Source organism: Capnocytophaga sp. oral taxon 338 str. F0234 (assembly GCF_000192225.1).
Classification (GTDB): domain Bacteria; phylum Bacteroidota; class Bacteroidia; order Flavobacteriales; family Flavobacteriaceae; genus Capnocytophaga.
In genome coordinates, this window is the sequence record NZ_GL872413.1 from 229,798 (window position 1) to 248,276 (window position 18,479).

Here is an 18,479-nt window from a genome sequence, read left to right on the forward strand (position 1 = left end):
TACATTCTCTTAGTAGAAGAAATCCATAAAAACTGACAAAAATAAAAAGTTAAAAAATAAGGGTGCTTATTCCTGCACCCTTAAAGAAAAAATTAACAAAAAGTAGAATACATTAAGTATGTTTGTATAGTTTCTCTTTTAAGTCTCTTTTGAAGTCCTCTAATTCACCTGGTTTCTCAGGGGTTCTTGCAATCTCTTTACCAAGGTTTTTCCGTAGCCATTGGTGAATAATAGCTGCCTTTTTACTGTAGGCTAAGCATAACTTACAGAGGTGTAAATGAGCCCTTAGCTGTAGGCTTTCCTTTAAGGAGAGCTTTGTATGTAACTGCTTTTCAATAAGAAAAGTAGCATCCTTACATGGAAGGATTATAAAATGAATGAACTTATGGAGGATTTTTTTCATTATTCTTTAAACCAATTAATTTCTAAACATTCTCTTAGCTGCAGACGACTTCTTTGGAGTGTCTTCCAATAATTAGTCTGTGATATATAGATATCCTGACATATTTCTGAATATCTTTTCGCTTCGAGATAACACATTTTAACCAAGATTTTCCACTTAGGAGGTAACTTCTCTAAACAATCCTCAAGAGTATCATGAAAATAAGTATCGTCCAATAAAGCCACCAGATCAGGTTCTTCCTCCGCCCATTCTTCCAAATTTTGATTATTCCTCCAAGAACCATCCTCATCAAAGAAATAATCAAAGCTAACATGCTGTGCTTTGTACTTTTTTTTGTAATAGTCAGCGACCTTATGGTGTAAAATCCCTTTTAGCCATGTAAGAGGATTACTCTTGCCTTCAAAAGAATCAAAACAAGAAAGAGCAGTAAGGAATACCTCCTGCACCATATCCTGTGCTTCTATCCTATCAGAAAGCAAATAGTAAGCATGGTCTAATAACTTTTGGGTATAGCGATCCACCCATTGGGCAACTTCTTCTGTTACTGATTTCATCTAATATATTTTTAAAAAATACTTGTTTATATAGTCGTTCATTTATTGAAATCCTGACAAAAGTATTTTTAATTATCAGATATTAAACATTAATTACCAAATATTTAACATTTTTATTTTACTTACTCTCTTCTCTTAAATGCCTATAGAAGTAAAAAAAAGATAATATGCCGTGCCTTTTGTCCTTAAAATAAATTTTCAAAAGTATATTAGTTCATTGACTATTAATCAAGAGGAAAAGCACCTATGTTCATGTAAAATAGACGGTCATCACTAATTGAAGTTCAATAATAAAAAGGCTTACAAAGTAAAAGATAAAACAGGAATAGAAGACTTTAGTGAAGATATCCTAAATAAGATTCACTGAAAAAGTAGCTTATATAGATAAGAATAGGTAATGAAACAGACAATATTACAAACCTTTTTACAAGAAAGCATATAAAAAAGCCACTACAGTTGAATATGTAAATAAGAAGGAAAAAACTAAAACTTTTATTTTTCATGCTAAAATTCTACTTTTTTCACTACCTTTGCAGTTCACTTGAGTATTAGGGTAGAAGTAAGTTGCTAATCATCTCTCTATTCGTTTTGTAATTATTTGGTGACTTTACTTAATTACCTGTTATTATTATCTTAATTATATGAGTATTAAAGAATTATTACAAGGAAAGAAACACTCTGAGGGGATAACTCTGAAAGGTTGGGTGCGCACTTTCCGTAGCAATCGTTTTATTGCTTTGAATGACGGTTCCACTATTGAAAACATCCAAGTAGTAGTGGATTTTGAACATACGGATGAGCAGCTCCTAAAGCGAATTACTACAGGAGCAGCAATTGAAGTGAATGGAAAAGTAGTAGAAAGTCAAGGGAAAGGGCAAACTATTGAGGTGCAAGCCTCTCAAATTACCATCTTAGGAGATTGTAATCCCGATGAGTACCCTATTCAACCCAAGAGGCATTCTTTAGAATTCTTACGAGAGAATGCTCACTTACGTGTACGCACTAATGTCTTCGGGGCTATCATGCGTGTACGTTCTACTTTAGCTTATGCTATACATAGGTACTTACAGGATCATGGCTTCTTCTATGTAAATACCCCTATTATCACCGGAAGTGATGCAGAAGGTGCCGGTGAGATGTTCCGTGTAACTACTTTAGATGCCAAAAACCCACCTCTTACTACAGAGGGTGAAGTAGACTATAAAAAAGATTTTTTTGGACGAGAAACCAACCTTACTGTTTCCGGACAGCTTGAGGGAGAAACTTTCGCTATGTCTCTGGGAAAGATATATACTTTCGGTCCTACCTTCCGAGCAGAGAACTCCAATACTTCCCGACACTTGGCTGAATTCTGGATGATTGAACCAGAAATGGCTTTCTATGACCTTATCGATAATATGAACCTTGCTGAGGATTTTATCAAAGAGGTACTTCGTTATACCTTAGAGGTGCGTCGTGATGATATTGAGTTTCTTAACCAACGATTCCTGGAAGAAGAAAAAACAAAACCTCAACAGGAACGCAGCGAAATGTCCTTGATTGAGAAACTAGAGTTTGTTATCCATAATGATTTCAAGCGGGTAAGCTATACCGATGCCGTAGAAATCCTTAAGAACTGTAACTATAACAAAAAGAAAAAGTTCCAATACCTTATAGATGAATGGGGGGTGGATCTGCAAAGCGAACATGAACGTTATTTGGTAGAAAAACACTTTGGCTGTCCTGTAATCCTCTATGACTATCCGGCGAAGATAAAGGCTTTCTATATGCGATTGAATGACGATGGCAAAACTGTACGAGCCATGGATATACTTTTTCCTGGCATAGGCGAAATTGTAGGAGGTTCTCAGCGTGAGGAACGCTATGAGGTACTCAAGAAAAAAATAGCTGACTTAGGGATGAAGGAAGCTGACCTATGGTGGTACTTGGACTTGCGCAAATTTGGTACCGCAGTACATAGTGGCTTTGGTTTAGGCTTTGAGCGATTAGTGCTCTTCACTACTGGAATGTCCAATATTCGTGATGTAATTCCTTATCCTCGTACTCCTCAAAATGCAGAATTTTAATACCTTATACAAAGAGAGGCTTTCCGTAACGGAAAGCCTCTCTTTCTCTATAAAAAGAAATTCTTTTAGAAAAAATTTTACTTCTTTTTCTTGGCTGTAGTATCTGCTTTAGCTGCATCCTGAGCCGCTTTGAGAGCAGCACGTGATACACGTACTTGGCATACTACTGTATTATCAGGGTGCATAATTTTGTATTTATCCTGTTTTATTTTCGTTACATAGAAACGGTTACCCATTTCCATCCAAGAAATGTCTATAGGGACAAAATCAGGCAAGTTATCAGGCAAAGACTTTACTTTGAGCTTACGGTTCACCACACGAAGAGTACCCCCTGCAATAACACCAGGAGCTGTTCCTACAATCTGAATTGGCACCGCCAAGGTAATTTCTTTATCCTTATGTAATTGATAGAAATCCACATGGATAATCTTATCAGTTACAGGGTCAAACTGAATATCTTGGAGGATTGCTGTATATGTTTTTCCTCCTAATTCAATCGTTGCTGTATATACATTGGGAGTATATACCAAGTTCTTGAATGCTAAGGCATCGGCTGAAAAGTGAATGGTATTATCCCCTCCGTATAGTACGCAAGGAACCTTTCCAGCATTACGTAAGGCTTTGCTTGCTGCTTTGCCCACGCTTTCTCTTTGAGATCCTACGATTGTAATTGATTGCATAAATATATATTAATTAAAAATTTAGATTAAAAATTTGTTGCTAATAGAAGCATGTTCATGTACCGAATGCATAACATCTGCGAAAAGTTTAGCACAACTTAGTACATGTATTTTCTTACTATTTATATTGCTATGAGGCACTGAATCGGTAACAATGAGTTCCTCTATAGGTGATTTTTCTATCTTTTCCAAGGCATTACCACTTAGTAGTGCATGGGTACAGACAGCTCTTACACTTAGGGCTCCTTTTTCTATCATAATCTCAGAGGCTTTCACAAGGGTTCCTGCTGTGTCCACCATGTCATCCACAAGGATGATATTTTTACCTTCCACTTCCCCTATTAAGTCCATCTTTTCTATCACATTCGCCTTTTTGCGCTGCTTATAGCAAATAACGACCTCTGAATTAAGAAACTTAGCATACAGATGTGCTCTTTTAGAACCTCCCATATCAGGAGAAGCAACACATAAGTTATCTAAATTCAAGGATTCAATGTAAGGCAAGAAAATAGTAGAAGCATAAAGGTGATCTACTGGAATTTCAAAAAAGCCCTGAATTTGATCTGCATGTAAGTCCATTGTAATGATGCGTGTAGCTCCTGCTGTTTCTAGTAAGGTAGCAACAAGCTTCGCAGCAATAGGTACTCGTGGCTTATCCTTCCTATCCTGACGTGCCCAACCAAAATAAGGAATTACAGCCGTAATATGCTTAGCAGAAGCGCGCTTAGCAGCATCTATCATTAGCAGCATTTCCATCAGATTTTCTGAAGAGGGCTGTGTAGAACCAATCAGAAATACACGTGATCCCCTAACGGATTCCTCAAAAGAAGGTTGAAATTCACCATCACTGAAATGTGAGAAGATAATTTTCCCTAACTCAATACCGTATTCGTATGCAATTTTGTTTGCCAATTCTGTAGATTGTGTGCAAGCAAAAATCTTAACAGCAGGTATAGAATTTTCCATAAGTCAAGTAGTTATAAGTATATTAGATTTTTTTATTGTATATGATTTTTCTCTCTTATTTTTAAGGCGCAAAGATATAAATTAAAAATGATTTTTGAAAAAGATTTATTCTTTTTTTGTCATTTCAAAAAATAATTGTACTTTTGCACCCGAATTCATAACAATTGCCTGAGTGGCGGAATTGGTAGACGCGCACGACTCAAACTCGTGTTCTTCGGAGTGAGGGTTCGATTCCCTCCTCAGGTACTGTGCTTAAGTTTCCTCTTAATTACTAAGAGGATTTTTTATTAACTCCATCTAATAACTTTATTTGTTATGAATACAATCATTATTGATTCCTATTACACCCTTATCATTGCGACCTTAGTACTTCTATTGGGAAGGTTTTTGGTCAGCAAAATCCAATTCCTACAGAACTTTAATATTCCAGAACCTGTCGCAGGAGGATTATTAGCTGCCTTTATTATTTATATTCTGTACATGAGTACGGGATTATCTTTTTCTTTTAATGAGGGCTTACAGGACACTTTTATGCTTATCTTCTTCTCTTCCATTGGCTTAAGTGCGGATTTTTCTCGGCTTAAAGCAGGAGGTGTAGGGTTATTCATCTTCCTGGCAGTGGTGGCGCTTTTTATAGTAGTCCAGAACATAGTAGGAGTAAGTTTAGCAGCAACTTTCGGATTAAAGCCTATTGTCGGCTTAATGACTGGTTCAATCACCCTCACTGGAGGACATGGTACTGCAGGGGCTTGGGGCAAAGTCCTTGAACAGAAATATAATATTACAGGAGCTACGGATTTGGGAATGGCAGCCGCTACTTTCGGTTTGGTACTTGGTGGACTTATTGGTGGGCCTGTAGCACGTCGCTTGGTAAACAAAATAGGGAAAAAACCTCTTGCTGAAACAGGACAGGAAGATACTGCAGATACCACAGTGGAAGTATTTGAACATCCTGAGAAGCGCCGGTTAATCACCTCCAAATCAGTTATCGAAACAATGGCTCTCTTTGCCGCCTGCTTATCTTTTTCTGCACTGATGACCCTTCCTGAAATAAAGGCATTTTTCCCTGAAAAATTCACTCTTCCTCAGTTCGTATGGGCGCTTTTCTTTGGAGTTATCCTAAGGAATGTACTTACTTCAGCTTTCAAAGTTAATATGTTCGACCGAGCCATTGATGTATTTGGAAATGCCTCCTTAAGTCTGTTCTTAGGAATTGCCCTGCTGAACTTGAAATTATGGCAATTACTGGATTTGGCGTTGCCTATGCTTGTAATACTTGCTGTACAAACATTTGTAATGAGTACATATGCCTATTTTGTTACCTATCGACTAATGGGGAAGGATTATGATGCAGCCGTTTTAGCTGCAGGTCACTGTGGTTTTGGTTTAGGAGCTACTCCTACAGCAGTAGCTAATATGCAATCTGTAACAGAGCGGTTTGGACCTTCTCATAAAGCTTTCTTGATTGTTCCTATGGTAGGTGCTTTCTTCGTAGATTTTATAAATGCCTTTATACTCACCACTTTTATAAGTATTCTCACATAATCTTTCTCTTTTGATTAAAATGAGAGCCTTATACATTTTGTGTATATTCAATTAGTAAATATAAGTATATAAATGATATTACTCATTTCCTTTTAGACCTTTTAATTTAATTTATGAAGTCTTCATTAGTCTTATGTAAGAAGCAGCAATAGCTGCAAAACCCTTTTTTAATAAATATTTGATTTTTAATTATTCATTTGTTAGGTGCTACAAAAGCAATAATTATTTACGAAATATTACTTCGTTTTTTTGTCATACTATTTTAGTAAGAAATTAATTCATATATTTGCCAAAAATAAATATGGTTGTATCATGAAAAAATTAGCCTTGTTCCTAATTACTTATTTCTTTATAAGTTCCTTATATGGACAGATAAATACCTATGAACCTTCTGGAAAGAGGAGCATTAAAACTTTTAAAGTAGCCAAATACGATAAAATCCTAATAGATGATAGTAGTTTTAATATTATACTGAAAAATGGGAAAAGTGGTGAAATACAAGTGGAAGCAGATAATGCTATTCACCCTATTATCAAAATATTTGTAGAGGACAGTACCTTAAAAATGAAAGTTCAAGGTGAAGGAGGAGTCTCCTTAATAACTACAGGAAAGATCTATGTAACCATTCCTGTAAGTGATGAAATAGAGCAGATCTACCTCAAGTGGGCGGGAGATATCTCTTCCACAAAGGAAGTGCGCTTACAAAAAATGAATATAAAAATGGAATCGGTAGGTGACTTGGACTTGCAATTGAATGTAGATGAACTTGAGTTAACCATGGGAATTATAAAAGGAGGACGTATGTTCTTACAATCACAAAACTGTCAGCTATATGCCAGAAGTGTACAAGAGGTTTCCTTCAATGGGCGTATAAAGAATTTGGATATAGAACAGTGTGATAGTGACCTAAATTTCCAAAATGTGAGGGTAGAAAATGCAAACCTTTTTACCGATGGTATGGGCACTATGCGCTTGTGGGTGGAACGTACTCTTAAGGGAAGTATCATAGGCTTCTTGACCGTCTCCTACAGAGGAAATGCCAAAGAAGAAATTTCAGTAACCAAACCTGCAAAAGTAATCAAGGAATAGAACTTGGTAATAAGAGAGATCGTTTGAAAAGGATAGCCCCCTTTACTTATTAGCCATAGCTACATAAAAGGGTCTGGTGATATTCCTATTGCCCCGACCAGCAATATCTTCTGTGAAGGAATGTACTCTGAAGTTAGTAAAACCTACAGAGAGAAGCATATCCTCAAGTTCCTTGTGACTGTAGAAAGCAAAGCCTTCTTTGGTAAAAGGCATACGCTCTCCAAAAGCCTTATCTATATATCCCAAACAGAGCTTCCCGCCCTGTATAAGATAGGAATACACCTGTTGGAAATGGCGCTTAAGATCATTGATAAAGTAATATGTGTTTACCGAAAAATATGCATGAAAAGAGGAAGGTAAAAAGCTTAGTGTCTCTTTGGTATTCTCTTTCAAAAAAACAGCTCTTTTCTGCCTTATGAAGACATTGTTATTGGCTTTAGCTTGCCTTATCATCTCAGCGGAAAGCTCCACGCCTGTATAGTGTATATCCTTAGCTTTACAGAAGAGATAGGGCAGATGCTTACCGTTACCAAAGCCTATTTCCAATACATGGTCATCTTGCGCTAACGCAAGAGTATCTATGGTCTTTTCAATCATATTTCGGTTGGAAACAAAAAGGTAGTCCCCAATCTCCTGAGCAAGAGTTCCCTCAGGACAACGCAACTGCCTTCCCAAGGCTAAATAATCAGTAATAGGAGGATTCATATCATTAAATAAAATGCAAAGGTAAGGAAAAAATATATAGTTCCTCCTTTTGCCAATGAAATCATTAAGAAAAATATATTCCTTTTCCTGTGTTTTTATAGTGATTTAGGTACTTTATTATCTGTATCCTCTATGGAAGGGAACGAAGGGACATTCAGTAATAGATATTTTTGTTAAATTTTTATCAACGACATGAGTTAATAAGTAATAATTAATTATCTTTGTCTCCATAAACACTAATTAATATAATGAGTTTTCTAAAAAACCTTCTTAATTTGCATCAAGGAGAGGAGAAAAAAGAAAAGGTAATAGAGGATATTCTTAGTAATATTTCTTTTCGTGGTGCTAATTTATGGATTTTGGCTTGTGCTATTCTCATTGCCTCTATTGGATTGAATGTCAATTCTACTGCAGTGATTATAGGAGCGATGCTTATTTCTCCCCTTATGGGACCTATTGTAGGAGCAGGTTTTGCTTTGGCTACCTATGATTTTGAACTTCTAAAGAATACAGGTCGCAGCCTGTTGATTGCTACCTTCGTAAGCTTATTAGTTTCTTTTGTCTACTTCTATATAAGTCCGTTCAAGGATGTACAATCTGAGTTATTAGCACGCACCTCACCTACTATCTATGATGTACTGATTGCCTTCTTTGGTGGGGTGGTGGGAGCCATCTCGCTTACCCGTCAGGAGAAAGGAAATCCTATTCCAGGAGTAGCCATTGCTACGGCTTTAATGCCCCCACTCTGTACAGCAGGATTTGGATTGGCAACAGCTAATTTTACATATTTTTTAGGGGCTTTTTATTTATATAGTATCAATTGCTTTTTTATAGGAATTGCTACGTTCTTGATTATCAAATATCTTAAATATACACCAAAGAATACAGGAAACGAAGCTCTCAACAAGCGTCTGCGTTATGTCATTACCTCATTGGTAATACTGATTATTACTCCCAGTTTGTATTTGGCATATAGCCTTTTCCAGGAAAAAAATTTCCATGAGAACGTAACCCATTTTATTACTGCTGAATTTGAAAATAACGGATATACGATTATTTATAAAAGAATACATTATAATTCAACTCCTAAAACTATTGAATTGGCTTTTCTGGATAAGAAATTCACAGATGAGGAACTGAAGAACTTACAGAATAACCTAAAAAACTTCAATATACTCAATACTGATCTTGTTATTCGTCAAAAGGAATCGGATATCAGTGCTGAAATACTATCAGAAATTAACAAGAATAAAGCTTCTCTCTCCAATAAGGATGTGAAGATTAAATATCTTACAGAAGAATTAGAAAAGTATAAGATGGAGGATAATAAATTTGCCCAAGAAATAAAAATCCTCTTTCCTAATATTAAAAATTTCTATTTTGGGAAACTCAATAGTTTCTCGAAAAAAGATACCATTGGTACAACTACAGTGATGCTCTATGAACCTGTAAAGGAAAGTATAAAAGGAAAAGAAGTAGTTAAGGAAATAGATACGGATAAACTTCAAAGGTGGCTCTCAGAGAAGTTTGGAGATAAAAACATTAAAATTATAAGGGAGTAGTACATTCTCCACCCAAAACATTAAGCCTACTGTAAAAGCCAACGCTCATCGGTATTGCCTCGTCGGTAGGCTTTGCCATGTTCATCTATCACAGCATGCCACTCTTGGCAAGTTTCTAAAGAAATATCCGCAACTAAGGGCATACACTCTTCACGTAGAGCCTTGTAGGTGGTAGCTGTGGTAAGCCCTAAACGATTAAAGAGGCGCAAGGCATATTGGTCAGCAATGAAGACATTTCTACCAAAGATATACAACAACATTGCATCGGCAGTCTCTTCACCTATTCCTTTGATAGAAAGGAGTTCTGTGCGAAGTGATTCAGTAGGAATAGCTGTGAACTTTTCTAAGGAAGCTCCATGCGAGACATACCAAGCCATCAAGGCTTTGATATAGGTACTCTTCTGTTTGTAAAAACCCGCAGGACGGATAAGAACTTGCAGCTCCTCTTCTTCCATTGTATGTAAAATGGCTACTGAGAGCTTACCTTCAAGATTTGCAAGGGCTCGCTCGGCATTCTGTTGCGTAGTCTGCTGGATGAGAATCATAGAAATCCAGTCGGATAGACGATTAGGATGGTTCCACCAATTTTGCTTGCCATAATGGGCGAGGAGCTTGTTTAGTACCATGATTTTTGCTTGCATTGATTTAGGATTTTATATCAGCTATAGGGTTGTATTTTTTAATGAGGGTTTCCAGATGAGGATATACCCTTTCTGTCATACTAGTGATAAACCTTTTGGGATATCTTATAAGAACAGTTCTATTTCCTTTGGAGTACCAAGAGCGTATTTTTTCTACTTTCTTAGGATCCACCTCCCGAATGGTGAAAAAAGTTAGAAAATATAGTTTTCCTTTACAGAGTATAAAAAAAGGAAAATATTTTCTTAGCCAAGGTAGGTTTTTCTGCATTTTCAATAAATAGGCAAAATCATGATCACTCATCTCTTCAAGAAGTAGGTGCTGAGCTTGGGCATTTCTCTTTACTACATAGCTCAATAGGTAATATACCAAAAGAATAAAAGAAAGGGGGATGAAGAGCAAAGAGAGTTCCTCTGTCCCACCAAGGTTGACTTCTTGCTGGAAGGTCATCACAAAAAGAGGAATAAGAGGGGCTACAAGCACAAGGCTTAGGAAAATGCCCATCCCTATACAGATGTACCGTTTGTATTTCTCTACTTTCTCTATATACTGCCTTCGTTCGTTATCTAAAGCATGATAAGGTATGTAGTGAGCCACACGTTCTTCAAAGGTATTTTTTCGAACAGCAGCAAAGTAAAAGAGTACTCCCATAACGGCATAGAAGGGAAGAGTACTTATTAAAATGGGAATATATATGTTCATCATGGAGTTATTAGTGTGGGATTATATTTTTTAATGATCTCTTTAAAATAAGGAAATTCTCCGCGAGATAGGGTGAAAATCATGTTTTTAGAGGTTTTAAGTTGTACAAAAATGCCATTCTTACCACTACTCCAATTGATTGAGGTTATTTTGGTAGGGTCAATTTCTCGAATAGCAAAGAAAAGGAATATGTACAACTGATCATTACGCAACACAAATGAAGGATTATACTTACTGATAAAAGGCAAACTGTCTTTTATTTTGAGGAGCAACTCAAAATCACTATCGCTCATTTGCTCTACCAGCATACACAAGGCTTTTTCGTTGCGCTTGAACACATAAGAAAGAAGCCAATACACTAAAAAAGCAACAAAGTAAATAAAAGGGATTACCCACTTCATTTGATTAAAAAATAGCGAATGTAACGCAGTTATTATACCTACTTCCTGTATCATCACTATAAGATAGATAAATAAAGGCGCTGTAAACATTACGATAATAATGCCAGTAACCCACAAACGGAACTTGTGCACCCCTTTCAAATAAGCCTCCCGTTTTTGCGACAGCTGGTGCTGAGGGCGATAAAGTGCCAAGCGCTCTTCAAAGGCATTTTTTCGCACTATCGTAAGGTACAGAAAGATACCTATAAAAATCACTAAGGGTGCCAAACAGATAATGTAAATTATGTACATAGTTACTATAAAATGAGGTTTTGTTTTTTAATAGGAGAATTTCTTGGTTTTTTACTTAGTTAATAATTGAATTTGAGTTTTGTATATTGTTCTACAATTTGTAAAAAGAGAGGTAATGCACTTTTAGATATACTAAAAACGGTAACTTTAGCTTTAGGATCTTTAATACGTACTAAAAACCCATGTTTAGTACTATACCATTTTACTGAGGTAATTTGGGTAGGGACAATTTCTTTAATCGTATGAAAAAGAAAAATATATAAGTGATTGTTACACAACATAAAAGGTGGGGCATATTTGTAGGGAAAAGAGAAATTGTCTCTTATTTTGAGGAGTAGTTCGAAATCGGAATCACTCATTTGTTCTAAAAGCATACGTTTGGCTTTTTTACTGCGTTTCTGTATATAAAAAAGGATACAATACCCCACGAAAAGGGGCAGTAAAGTGACTAGTATTGTCATCAAGTTCTCATTAGAAAATGAGGTATCAGTTTTGCTTATTTCTTGATAGTTATCTTTTAACAATACATAGACTAAAATGAAGAAAGGTAGTAAAAGCAGAGCGAACATTATATGATTATTTTTACTAACTTTCTGCATATAGACTTCACGTTTTTGTGATAGCTGGCGATAAGGGTAAAAAATATCGATGCGTTTTTCAAAATCATTTTTGCGTACTACTACAAAATAGAAAAGCACAAATAAAAAAAGAAATAAGGGTGCGAACCAGATAATGTAAATTATGTCCATTTTTTTTAGATAAGAGTTAAGAATTACCATATTTAGCAAAATACTCATTGATAAGCCTTTCTAATTCCTCAAAAGTAATATCCAATTCACTATTGTCGATTTGAATTCCTTCAAACCTATTCTTTATCTCTTTACTTTTGATTTTGCTCAAGTAGCTTTCAGGGTGTTTGAGTTTGATATGGATGTGTATTCCGTAGAATTTCATTCTGCCTATAGCAGCTATTTCGCTCCAAGGAATTTCACCTACCCATTTACCTACAAGATTCACATTGCTTTTGAGGTACTCAGGAGTGAGTATTACACCTCCTTTGCTTCTCTTTAACGATAATAGTGCTTTTATCCCCATAAAAAAGAGAATAATGGCAACTATCAATAAAACTAAAAAGAATGCTAAATAGTATAGATTTAGGGTATCAGCTGATAAAATAAGAGCAATAAAACCTGCTATACCAAGCATTACAAGAGCATAGATGCCTGTGAGTTTCAGCATTTTCTTTTTGCTGAACGGAATGATGATAGTATCTTTCATTTTTCTATTTATTTAATATGTTATTCTGAGAAATAAGATTAGATTTTTAGTTTTGTATATTTTTCAACAACCTTTTGAAAGTAAGGAAATGCCTTCTCTGGCATTATAATTCCAATAATTTTCTTCGACAATTTGATTTGTACAAACACACTATTCCTGCCACGACCCCAACCCCAATTACATTTCATATCGGTAATTTTAGTGGGGTCAATCTCGCGAATTGTAAAGAAAGGAAAAAGGTACAACTGATGGCTGCACAACACAAACGGTGGACTGTACTTGTTGTCCAATGACAGACAGTCTTTCACTTTTAGCAATAGTTCAAAATCACTATCACTCATTTGCTCCACTAGCATACACAGGGCTTTTTCATTGCGCTTGAACACGTAAGAAAGAAGCCAATATACCAAAAAAACAATAAGGTAAATAGTAAGGTTATTCATTCCATTTGATTGAAAAATAGCGAATACAAGGCTGCTGTTATACCTATCTCTTGTATCATCACTATAAGATAGATGAATAAAGGCGCTGTAAATATCACGATAATAATGCCAGTAACCCACAAATGGAACTTACGCACCTCTTTCAAATAAGCCTCTCGCTTTTGCGACAGTTGGTGCTGAGGGAGATAAAGAGCTAATCGCTCTTCAAAGGCATTTTTTCGCACTATCGTAAGGTACAGAAAGATATCTATAAAAATCACTAAGGGTGCCAAACAGATAATGTAAACTGTGTCCATAATTTTAAGTAAGAGTTAAGAATTGCCGTATTTAGCAAAATACTCATTGATAAGCCTTTCTAATTCCTCAAAAGTAATATCCAGTTCGTTGTTATCTATCAAAATTCCCCAATATACTGAGGAAGTCTCCTCTCTATTGTTAATTTTAGCTGCATATTTTTCAGGGGACTTGAGCTTCAAGCGAAGTATCCCTTTATAGGTAAGTTGAGACATACGATGTATGGAGTCTATTTCAATCCAAGGAATTTCACCTATTACATTATGATAAATTGACGTATTGTTTTTTAAATATTCTGGAGTGAGTTCAAGTCCTTCATTTTTCTTATTAAGAATAGAAATTTCTATTCTTTTTCTAATGAAAACAGTCACTCCGACAGCAAAAATAGCAATAACTACTCCTAAAACGAACCAATTGATATCACCAATAGATATGATAGAAACTATAATTCCTAACAACAAAAGCAGAAAAAAACCAAGATACATTTGATTTTTTTGCTTTTTCTTTCTACTAAAAGGGATAATGATAGTATCTTTCATTTTTCTGTTTAGTTAATAGGTTATTCTAAAGTTTTTATTTGAGCATTAGGATTGTATTTCTCGATAATCTCTACCAAAAGAAGATATATATTCCTATACATCACAATTGAAGTAGATTTTGTTGATTTGATACGTACAATTAGCCTTCCTCCTTTAGCATAAACAAAACTTATTTCTTTTATTTCTGTAGGATCAACCTCCTCGACAGTAAGAGAAGTAAATAAGTACAACTTACCTTTGCAAAGTATAAAAGGAGGAAAGTATTTGAAGAGAAATAATTCTTTTTGTACACTCTGCAATAGTCGAAAGTCGCTATCACTCATTTGTTCTAAGAGTGCTTGCTGGTTTTTTATATTTCTTTTTAAAATACTATATAGTAAATAAATAGCCAAACACTCTATTGCTATTAGAAAAATTAGAAGAAGAAAAATGATAGGAATACCAACATCAGCTAATAGAAAAGCGCATACAACCATTAACGGAAAGCTAACAAACAAGCCTATAACTACGCTCGCTTTTTTGATATATCGCTCTGCCCCTCTGATATATTCCTGTCGTTCGGGGGAAAGAAGTCGGGGAGTATGATAGGCTAAGCGTTTTTCGAAATTACTTTTGTACTGTACAATAAAATATACCGAAACAAATACAAGCACGAATATGAGAATGATTATGGAATTCATTGTATATATACTTTTATTTTAATTCAGAGCGAAGTTTTATTTTTTAAACCCTCAATAATAGGACTACAACAAAAAAAGAGGCTTCTCCCACTGAGGAGAAGCCTCTTTGTATTATTACATTACAATATTGATAATCCTATTAGGCACTACAATTACCTTTTTAGGGGTGTTGCCTTGTAGCTGTTCTGCAGTTTGAGGATCGGCGAGGATAGCTTGCTCTATCTCGGCAGGAGTCATACTGGTAGCATAAGCGCGTTTGAAGCGTACTTTCCCGTTGAATGATACAGGATATTCCTTGCTGTCCTCTTGCAAATACTTATCCTCGTGTACGGGATAAGGTGCATAAGTTACACTTTCGCTATTTCCGAGCCTTTTCCAGAGCTCTTCGGCGATATGCGGAGCGAAGGGAGCTACCAGCACCGCAAGAGGTGTTAAAACGTCTCTATGGTGGCATTTTAGTGTTGATAACTCATTCACGCATATCATAAACTGACTCACCGAGGTATTGAATGAGAAATTCTCGATATCTTCATTTACCTTTTTGATGGTTTTATGCAGGGCTTTGAGCATCTCGGGCGTAGGGGCTTCATCGGTTACTTGCCAGCCATTATCATTGAAATACAAACGCCATAGCTTGCGCAAGAAGTTATATACCCCCGAAATACCTGCTGTGTTCCAAGGTTTGGCTTGTTCCAAAGGTCCTAAGAACATTTCGTAGAGACGCAAAGTATCAGCACCATATTGCTCGCAAATATCATCAGGGTTTACCACGTTGTATTTGGATTTAGACATTTTTTCTACCTCGCGACCTGTAATATACTTGCCGTCTTCTTCTAAAATAAATTCCGCGTTAGCAAATTCTTTACGCCACGCCTTGAATTTCTGAATGTCTAATTCATCGGAAGTATCTTTTAAGAGAGAAACATCTACGTGAATAGGTTGTACTGATTGTCCTTTTACTTGATTTTTAGAAACAAAGGTATTGGTGCCCTCTAAGCGATACGCAAAGGCACTCATTCCTAATATCATACCCTGATTGATGAGTTTTTTAAATGGTTCTTCAGTGGGGGCAAAACCGCGGTCTTTGAGGAATTTGTTCCAGAAGCGAGAGTACAAGAGATGCCCGGTAGCGTGTTCGCTACCTCCTACGTATAGGTCTACGTTTTGCCAATAATCTACTACGGCTTTGGTAGGGAAGGTTTCACGTGCGCCTTTTTCCATCATATATTCTAACCAATACCAAGAAGAGCCCGCCCAACCTGGCATTGTATTGAGTTCTAACGGGAATACGGTTTGGTTATCAATAAGATCGTTGCTCACTACCTTATGGTTTATGGTATCCCACGCCCAAGTGGTCGCGTTGCCCAATGGTGGGTTTCCCTCTTCAGTAGGGAGGTATTTCTCTACTTCGGGTAGGAGAATAGGGAGGTACTCCTCGCCTATCATCTGTGGCAAGCCGTTTTCATAGTATACTGGGAAAGGTTCGCCCCAATAACGCTGACGTGAGAAGACAGCATCGCGAAGGCGGTAATTCACTTTGGCTTTGCCTGCTCCTTTGGCTTCTAAGGCAGCTAACACTTTGTCAACCGCTTCGTCAAAGTTATTGCAACCATTGAGGAAATCCGAATTTTGGTAAGTCATTCCCTCTTTGTCGGTAAAGGCGTTTTCCGAAATATCTTTATCGAAGATGTTAATCACTTCAGGCATTCCTTTGGCGCCCTTGAAGTGTTTGGCAAAGGCATAATCGCGGTCGTCACCAGCAGGCACTGCCATTACAGCACCCGTACCATAGCTAGCCAATACATAATCGCCTATCCAAATAGGGATTTGCTTGCCGGTAAGTGGGTGCACGGCATACGCCCCTGTGAAAGCTCCTGATACGGTTTTGGTATCGGCCATACGGTCGCGCTCTGAACGTTTGGCAGTAGCAGCGATGTAGGCTTCTACCTCAGCGCGTTGTTCCTCAGTAGTAATTTGCAATACTAAGGGGTACTCGGGGGCAAGGGTAAAGTAAGTAACGCCGAAAAGGGTGTCGGGGCGAGTGGTGAAGACCTCGACTTTGTGCTCGCCAGAGGCGAGCACAAAGTCGATAGAGGCTCCTACTGATTTTCCTATCCAGTTGCGTTGACTTTCTTTGATGCTCTCACTCCAATCGATGGTGTCTAAACCTTGCAAGAGGCGTTCGGAGTATGCGGTGATGCGCATACTCCATTGAGTCATCTTTTTGCGAATCACTGGGTGACCCCCACGTTCAGATACGCCATTCACGATTTCATCGTTGGCGAGTACAGTTCCTAAGGCAGGGCACCAGTTTACTTCGGTTTCTGCCAAGTAGGTAAGTCGGTATTTTAGTAAATGACGTTGTTTGCTTTCAGCTGTCATTGCGTGCCATTGGGCAGCAGTGAAGGTTGGGGTATCGTCGTCACAGGCAGCATTTACCTTGCTATTGCCTTCTGTTTCAAAGAGAGCGATAAGCGTTTCGATAGGCTCTGCCTTGTCGGTTGCGTTGTTATACCACGAGTTGAACAACTGTATGAATATCCACTGGGTATGACGATAGTAATCGGGATCGGAGGTCTTTACTTCGCGACTCCAATCAAAAGAAAAGCCCATTTTATCTAATTGTTCGCGGTAACGGGCGATATTCTGTGCCGTAGTGAGGGCAGGGTGTTGCCCTGTTTGGATAGCGTATTGCTCGGCAGGCAGACCGAAGCTATCATAACCCTGAGGGTGCAATACATTAAAGCCTTTGTGACGCTTGTAGCGCGCTACAATATCGCTGGCGATATACCCCAGCGGATGTCCTACGTGTAAGCCCGCTCCTGAGGGGTAAGGGAACATATCGAGCACGTAGTACTTAGGTTTAGTGCTGTTATTTTGGGCTTTGAAAGTTTGGTGTTTAGCCCAATATTCTTGCCAAAAGGCTTCTATTTCTTTGTGATTATAGGTCATAGTGCGAGCCACAAGGGCACTTAATTATTAGAGTGCAAAGGTAGTATATAATTCACAAATGAGCAAATTTGGAAATTAGGTAAAAAAAGGAGAAGTGTGAGTTGCAAGAAATGCATCAGCAGAGGAATCTTTAAAATACTTTTATACCTTTGTGTTTTGATATTAAACGTGTTTATACCTTTTTGAGGAACTTGGATATAAATTCCAATAGAAGCATTCCAATCCAAGTTATGTTTAAATATCCATACCTCAATTATAAATTCTTTATATTCGTAAGGCTAACCATTTGATTGCCCAATTTTAAATCTGTTTTTGCATAATTCCTCATCAAAATAAACATCTGGTTGCTCTCCATTTTGAGGATGAGGTTTGACGTTAGCTATAATTTTTTTCTTTCTAAAAATTCTCTAAGAGATTTACTGTTAAATCCTGCATCTACATTGAAAAACATTCCTTTACATTCTATATCTGCTTCTTCTAAAAATCCTAAAATCTCCTTTAATACCTCTTCTATTTCATATAAATCATTATGATTCCCTCCATTGTGTTCCTGTTTTTAACCTCGTGATTATCAATAAAAATATTGAAGCTAAATCAAAATTACTTTTAAATCCTCTTTTTCCTACACTTAAAAAAGGAATAATCCAATTATTTATTGTATCTTTGCCCAAAGTTCCTGAATTTTAGTGT

General features: G+C 36.9%; 17 protein-coding genes, 1 tRNA gene and 1 pseudogene. 5 read left to right on the forward strand and 14 right to left on the reverse strand.

The window, feature by feature from the left end; genetic code table 11:
- Positions 1-112: 112 nt before the first annotated feature.
- A complete protein-coding gene (locus HMPREF9071_RS01155; RefSeq protein ID WP_009744691.1) occupies positions 113-403 on the reverse strand; it encodes a hypothetical protein in 291 nt (96 codons plus the stop codon).
- The gene (locus HMPREF9071_RS01160) at positions 403-957 is read right to left on the reverse strand and encodes a sigma-70 family RNA polymerase sigma factor (protein ID WP_009744692.1); all 555 of its coding nucleotides are present in this window, start codon (positions 955-957) and stop codon (positions 403-405) included. The genes HMPREF9071_RS01155 and HMPREF9071_RS01160 overlap by 1 nt, the downstream gene beginning before the upstream one ends.
- A 641-nt stretch (positions 958-1,598) precedes the next feature.
- On the opposite strand from HMPREF9071_RS01160, the gene asnS reads away from it, so the two are divergent.
- Complete coding sequence (asnS, locus tag HMPREF9071_RS01165) at positions 1,599-3,023, forward strand: asparagine--tRNA ligase (protein ID WP_009744693.1); 1,425 nt, start codon at positions 1,599-1,601, stop codon at positions 3,021-3,023.
- A gap of 77 nt (positions 3,024-3,100) precedes the next feature.
- Here the strand turns inward: asnS and HMPREF9071_RS01170 are convergent, their stop codons facing one another.
- Positions 3,101-3,703 carry a 50S ribosomal protein L25/general stress protein Ctc gene (locus HMPREF9071_RS01170; protein ID WP_009744694.1) on the reverse strand — a complete coding sequence of 201 codons (603 nt, stop codon included), beginning with the start codon at positions 3,701-3,703 and terminating at the stop codon, positions 3,101-3,103.
- Between the two features lie 21 nt (positions 3,704-3,724).
- Positions 3,725-4,669, reverse strand: coding sequence for a ribose-phosphate pyrophosphokinase (locus HMPREF9071_RS01175; RefSeq protein WP_009744695.1), 945 nt, complete (start codon positions 4,667-4,669; stop codon positions 3,725-3,727).
- 166 nt (positions 4,670-4,835) lie between these two features.
- Here HMPREF9071_RS01175 and HMPREF9071_RS01180 point away from each other — a divergent pair.
- From HMPREF9071_RS01180 to HMPREF9071_RS01190, 3 genes are all read left to right on the forward strand, one after another.
- Positions 4,836-4,915 (forward strand) — tRNA-Leu (locus HMPREF9071_RS01180).
- 69 nt (positions 4,916-4,984) lie between these two features.
- Positions 4,985-6,214 carry a sodium/glutamate symporter gene (gene gltS, locus HMPREF9071_RS01185; RefSeq protein ID WP_009744696.1) on the forward strand — a complete coding sequence of 410 codons (1,230 nt, stop codon included), beginning with the start codon at positions 4,985-4,987 and terminating at the stop codon, positions 6,212-6,214.
- 312 nt (positions 6,215-6,526) lie between these two features.
- On the forward strand, positions 6,527-7,303 hold the full coding sequence (locus tag HMPREF9071_RS01190; RefSeq protein WP_009744697.1) for a GIN domain-containing protein: 777 nt from the start codon (positions 6,527-6,529) through the stop codon (positions 7,301-7,303).
- Positions 7,304-7,345: 42 nt separating this feature from the next.
- Here the strand turns inward: HMPREF9071_RS01190 and HMPREF9071_RS01195 are convergent, their stop codons facing one another.
- Entirely contained in the window at positions 7,346-8,008 is a 663-nt protein-coding gene (locus HMPREF9071_RS01195) for a class I SAM-dependent methyltransferase (protein ID WP_009744698.1), read from the reverse strand.
- 248 nt (positions 8,009-8,256) lie between these two features.
- On the opposite strand from HMPREF9071_RS01195, the gene HMPREF9071_RS01200 reads away from it, so the two are divergent.
- Positions 8,257-9,570: a DUF389 domain-containing protein gene (locus HMPREF9071_RS01200; protein ID WP_009744699.1), complete on the forward strand. Its 1,314-nt coding sequence runs from the start codon at positions 8,257-8,259 to the stop codon at positions 9,568-9,570.
- Between the two features lie 26 nt (positions 9,571-9,596).
- Here HMPREF9071_RS01200 and HMPREF9071_RS01205 read toward each other — a convergent pair whose 3' ends face one another.
- The 9 genes and pseudogenes from HMPREF9071_RS01205 to leuS all read right to left on the reverse strand — a co-directional run bounded on the left by HMPREF9071_RS01205 (position 9,597) and on the right by leuS (position 17,789).
- Positions 9,597-10,211, reverse strand: coding sequence for an endonuclease III domain-containing protein (locus HMPREF9071_RS01205; protein WP_009744700.1), 615 nt, complete (start codon positions 10,209-10,211; stop codon positions 9,597-9,599).
- Between the two features lie 4 nt (positions 10,212-10,215).
- A complete protein-coding gene (locus HMPREF9071_RS01210) occupies positions 10,216-10,914 on the reverse strand; it encodes a hypothetical protein (protein ID WP_009744701.1) in 699 nt (232 codons plus the stop codon).
- Positions 10,911-11,603 carry a hypothetical protein gene (locus HMPREF9071_RS01215; protein WP_009744702.1) on the reverse strand — a complete coding sequence of 231 codons (693 nt, stop codon included), beginning with the start codon at positions 11,601-11,603 and terminating at the stop codon, positions 10,911-10,913. The genes HMPREF9071_RS01210 and HMPREF9071_RS01215 overlap by 4 nt, the downstream gene beginning before the upstream one ends.
- A 59-nt stretch (positions 11,604-11,662) precedes the next feature.
- Positions 11,663-12,352 (reverse strand): hypothetical protein, encoded by a 690-nt coding sequence (locus tag HMPREF9071_RS01220; RefSeq protein WP_040358139.1) that lies wholly within the window; start codon positions 12,350-12,352, stop codon positions 11,663-11,665.
- Between the two features lie 16 nt (positions 12,353-12,368).
- Positions 12,369-12,881, reverse strand: a complete 513-nt coding sequence (locus tag HMPREF9071_RS01225) for an STM3941 family protein (RefSeq protein WP_009744704.1) — start codon at positions 12,879-12,881, stop codon at positions 12,369-12,371.
- A 38-nt stretch (positions 12,882-12,919) separates the two neighbouring features.
- Positions 12,920-13,620, reverse strand: a pseudogene (locus HMPREF9071_RS01230) (hypothetical protein).
- Between the two features lie 15 nt (positions 13,621-13,635).
- Complete coding sequence (locus HMPREF9071_RS01235) at positions 13,636-14,157, reverse strand: STM3941 family protein (protein ID WP_009744707.1); 522 nt, start codon at positions 14,155-14,157, stop codon at positions 13,636-13,638.
- Between the two features lie 20 nt (positions 14,158-14,177).
- Complete coding sequence (locus tag HMPREF9071_RS01240) at positions 14,178-14,837, reverse strand: hypothetical protein (protein ID WP_009744708.1); 660 nt, start codon at positions 14,835-14,837, stop codon at positions 14,178-14,180.
- A gap of 114 nt (positions 14,838-14,951) precedes the next feature.
- Complete coding sequence (gene leuS, locus HMPREF9071_RS01245; protein ID WP_009744709.1) at positions 14,952-17,789, reverse strand: leucine--tRNA ligase; 2,838 nt, start codon at positions 17,787-17,789, stop codon at positions 14,952-14,954.
- Positions 17,790-18,479: the final 690 nt, after the last annotated feature.

Coding starts and splice junctions, on each gene's coding strand:
- HMPREF9071_RS01195 (WP_009744698.1), bottom strand. CDS start 8,008: ATGAATCCTCCTATTACTGATTATTTAGCCTTGGGAAGGCAGTTGCGT.
- HMPREF9071_RS01210 (WP_009744701.1), bottom strand. CDS start 10,914: ATGATGAACATATATATTCCCATTTTAATAAGTACTCTTCCCTTCTAT.
- HMPREF9071_RS01170 (WP_009744694.1), bottom strand. CDS start 3,703: ATGCAATCAATTACAATCGTAGGATCTCAAAGAGAAAGCGTGGGCAAA.
- HMPREF9071_RS01235 (WP_009744707.1), bottom strand. CDS start 14,157: ATGAAAGATACTATCATTATCCCTTTTAGTAGAAAGAAAAAGCAAAAA.
- HMPREF9071_RS01240 (WP_009744708.1), bottom strand. CDS start 14,837: ATGAATTCCATAATCATTCTCATATTCGTGCTTGTATTTGTTTCGGTA.
- HMPREF9071_RS01205 (WP_009744700.1), bottom strand. CDS start 10,211: ATGCAAGCAAAAATCATGGTACTAAACAAGCTCCTCGCCCATTATGGC.
- HMPREF9071_RS01175 (WP_009744695.1), bottom strand. CDS start 4,669: ATGGAAAATTCTATACCTGCTGTTAAGATTTTTGCTTGCACACAATCT.
- asnS (WP_009744693.1), top strand. CDS start 1,599: ATGAGTATTAAAGAATTATTACAAGGAAAGAAACACTCTGAGGGGATA.
- HMPREF9071_RS01160 (WP_009744692.1), bottom strand. CDS start 957: ATGAAATCAGTAACAGAAGAAGTTGCCCAATGGGTGGATCGCTATACC.
- gltS (WP_009744696.1), top strand. CDS start 4,985: ATGAATACAATCATTATTGATTCCTATTACACCCTTATCATTGCGACC.
- HMPREF9071_RS01220 (WP_040358139.1), bottom strand. CDS start 12,352: ATGGACATAATTTACATTATCTGGTTCGCACCCTTATTTCTTTTTTTA.
- HMPREF9071_RS01215 (WP_009744702.1), bottom strand. CDS start 11,603: ATGTACATAATTTACATTATCTGTTTGGCACCCTTAGTGATTTTTATA.
- HMPREF9071_RS01155 (WP_009744691.1), bottom strand. CDS start 403: ATGAAAAAAATCCTCCATAAGTTCATTCATTTTATAATCCTTCCATGT.
- leuS (WP_009744709.1), bottom strand. CDS start 17,789: ATGACCTATAATCACAAAGAAATAGAAGCCTTTTGGCAAGAATATTGG.
- HMPREF9071_RS01225 (WP_009744704.1), bottom strand. CDS start 12,881: ATGAAAGATACTATCATCATTCCGTTCAGCAAAAAGAAAATGCTGAAA.
- HMPREF9071_RS01200 (WP_009744699.1), top strand. CDS start 8,257: ATGAGTTTTCTAAAAAACCTTCTTAATTTGCATCAAGGAGAGGAGAAA.
- HMPREF9071_RS01190 (WP_009744697.1), top strand. CDS start 6,527: ATGAAAAAATTAGCCTTGTTCCTAATTACTTATTTCTTTATAAGTTCC.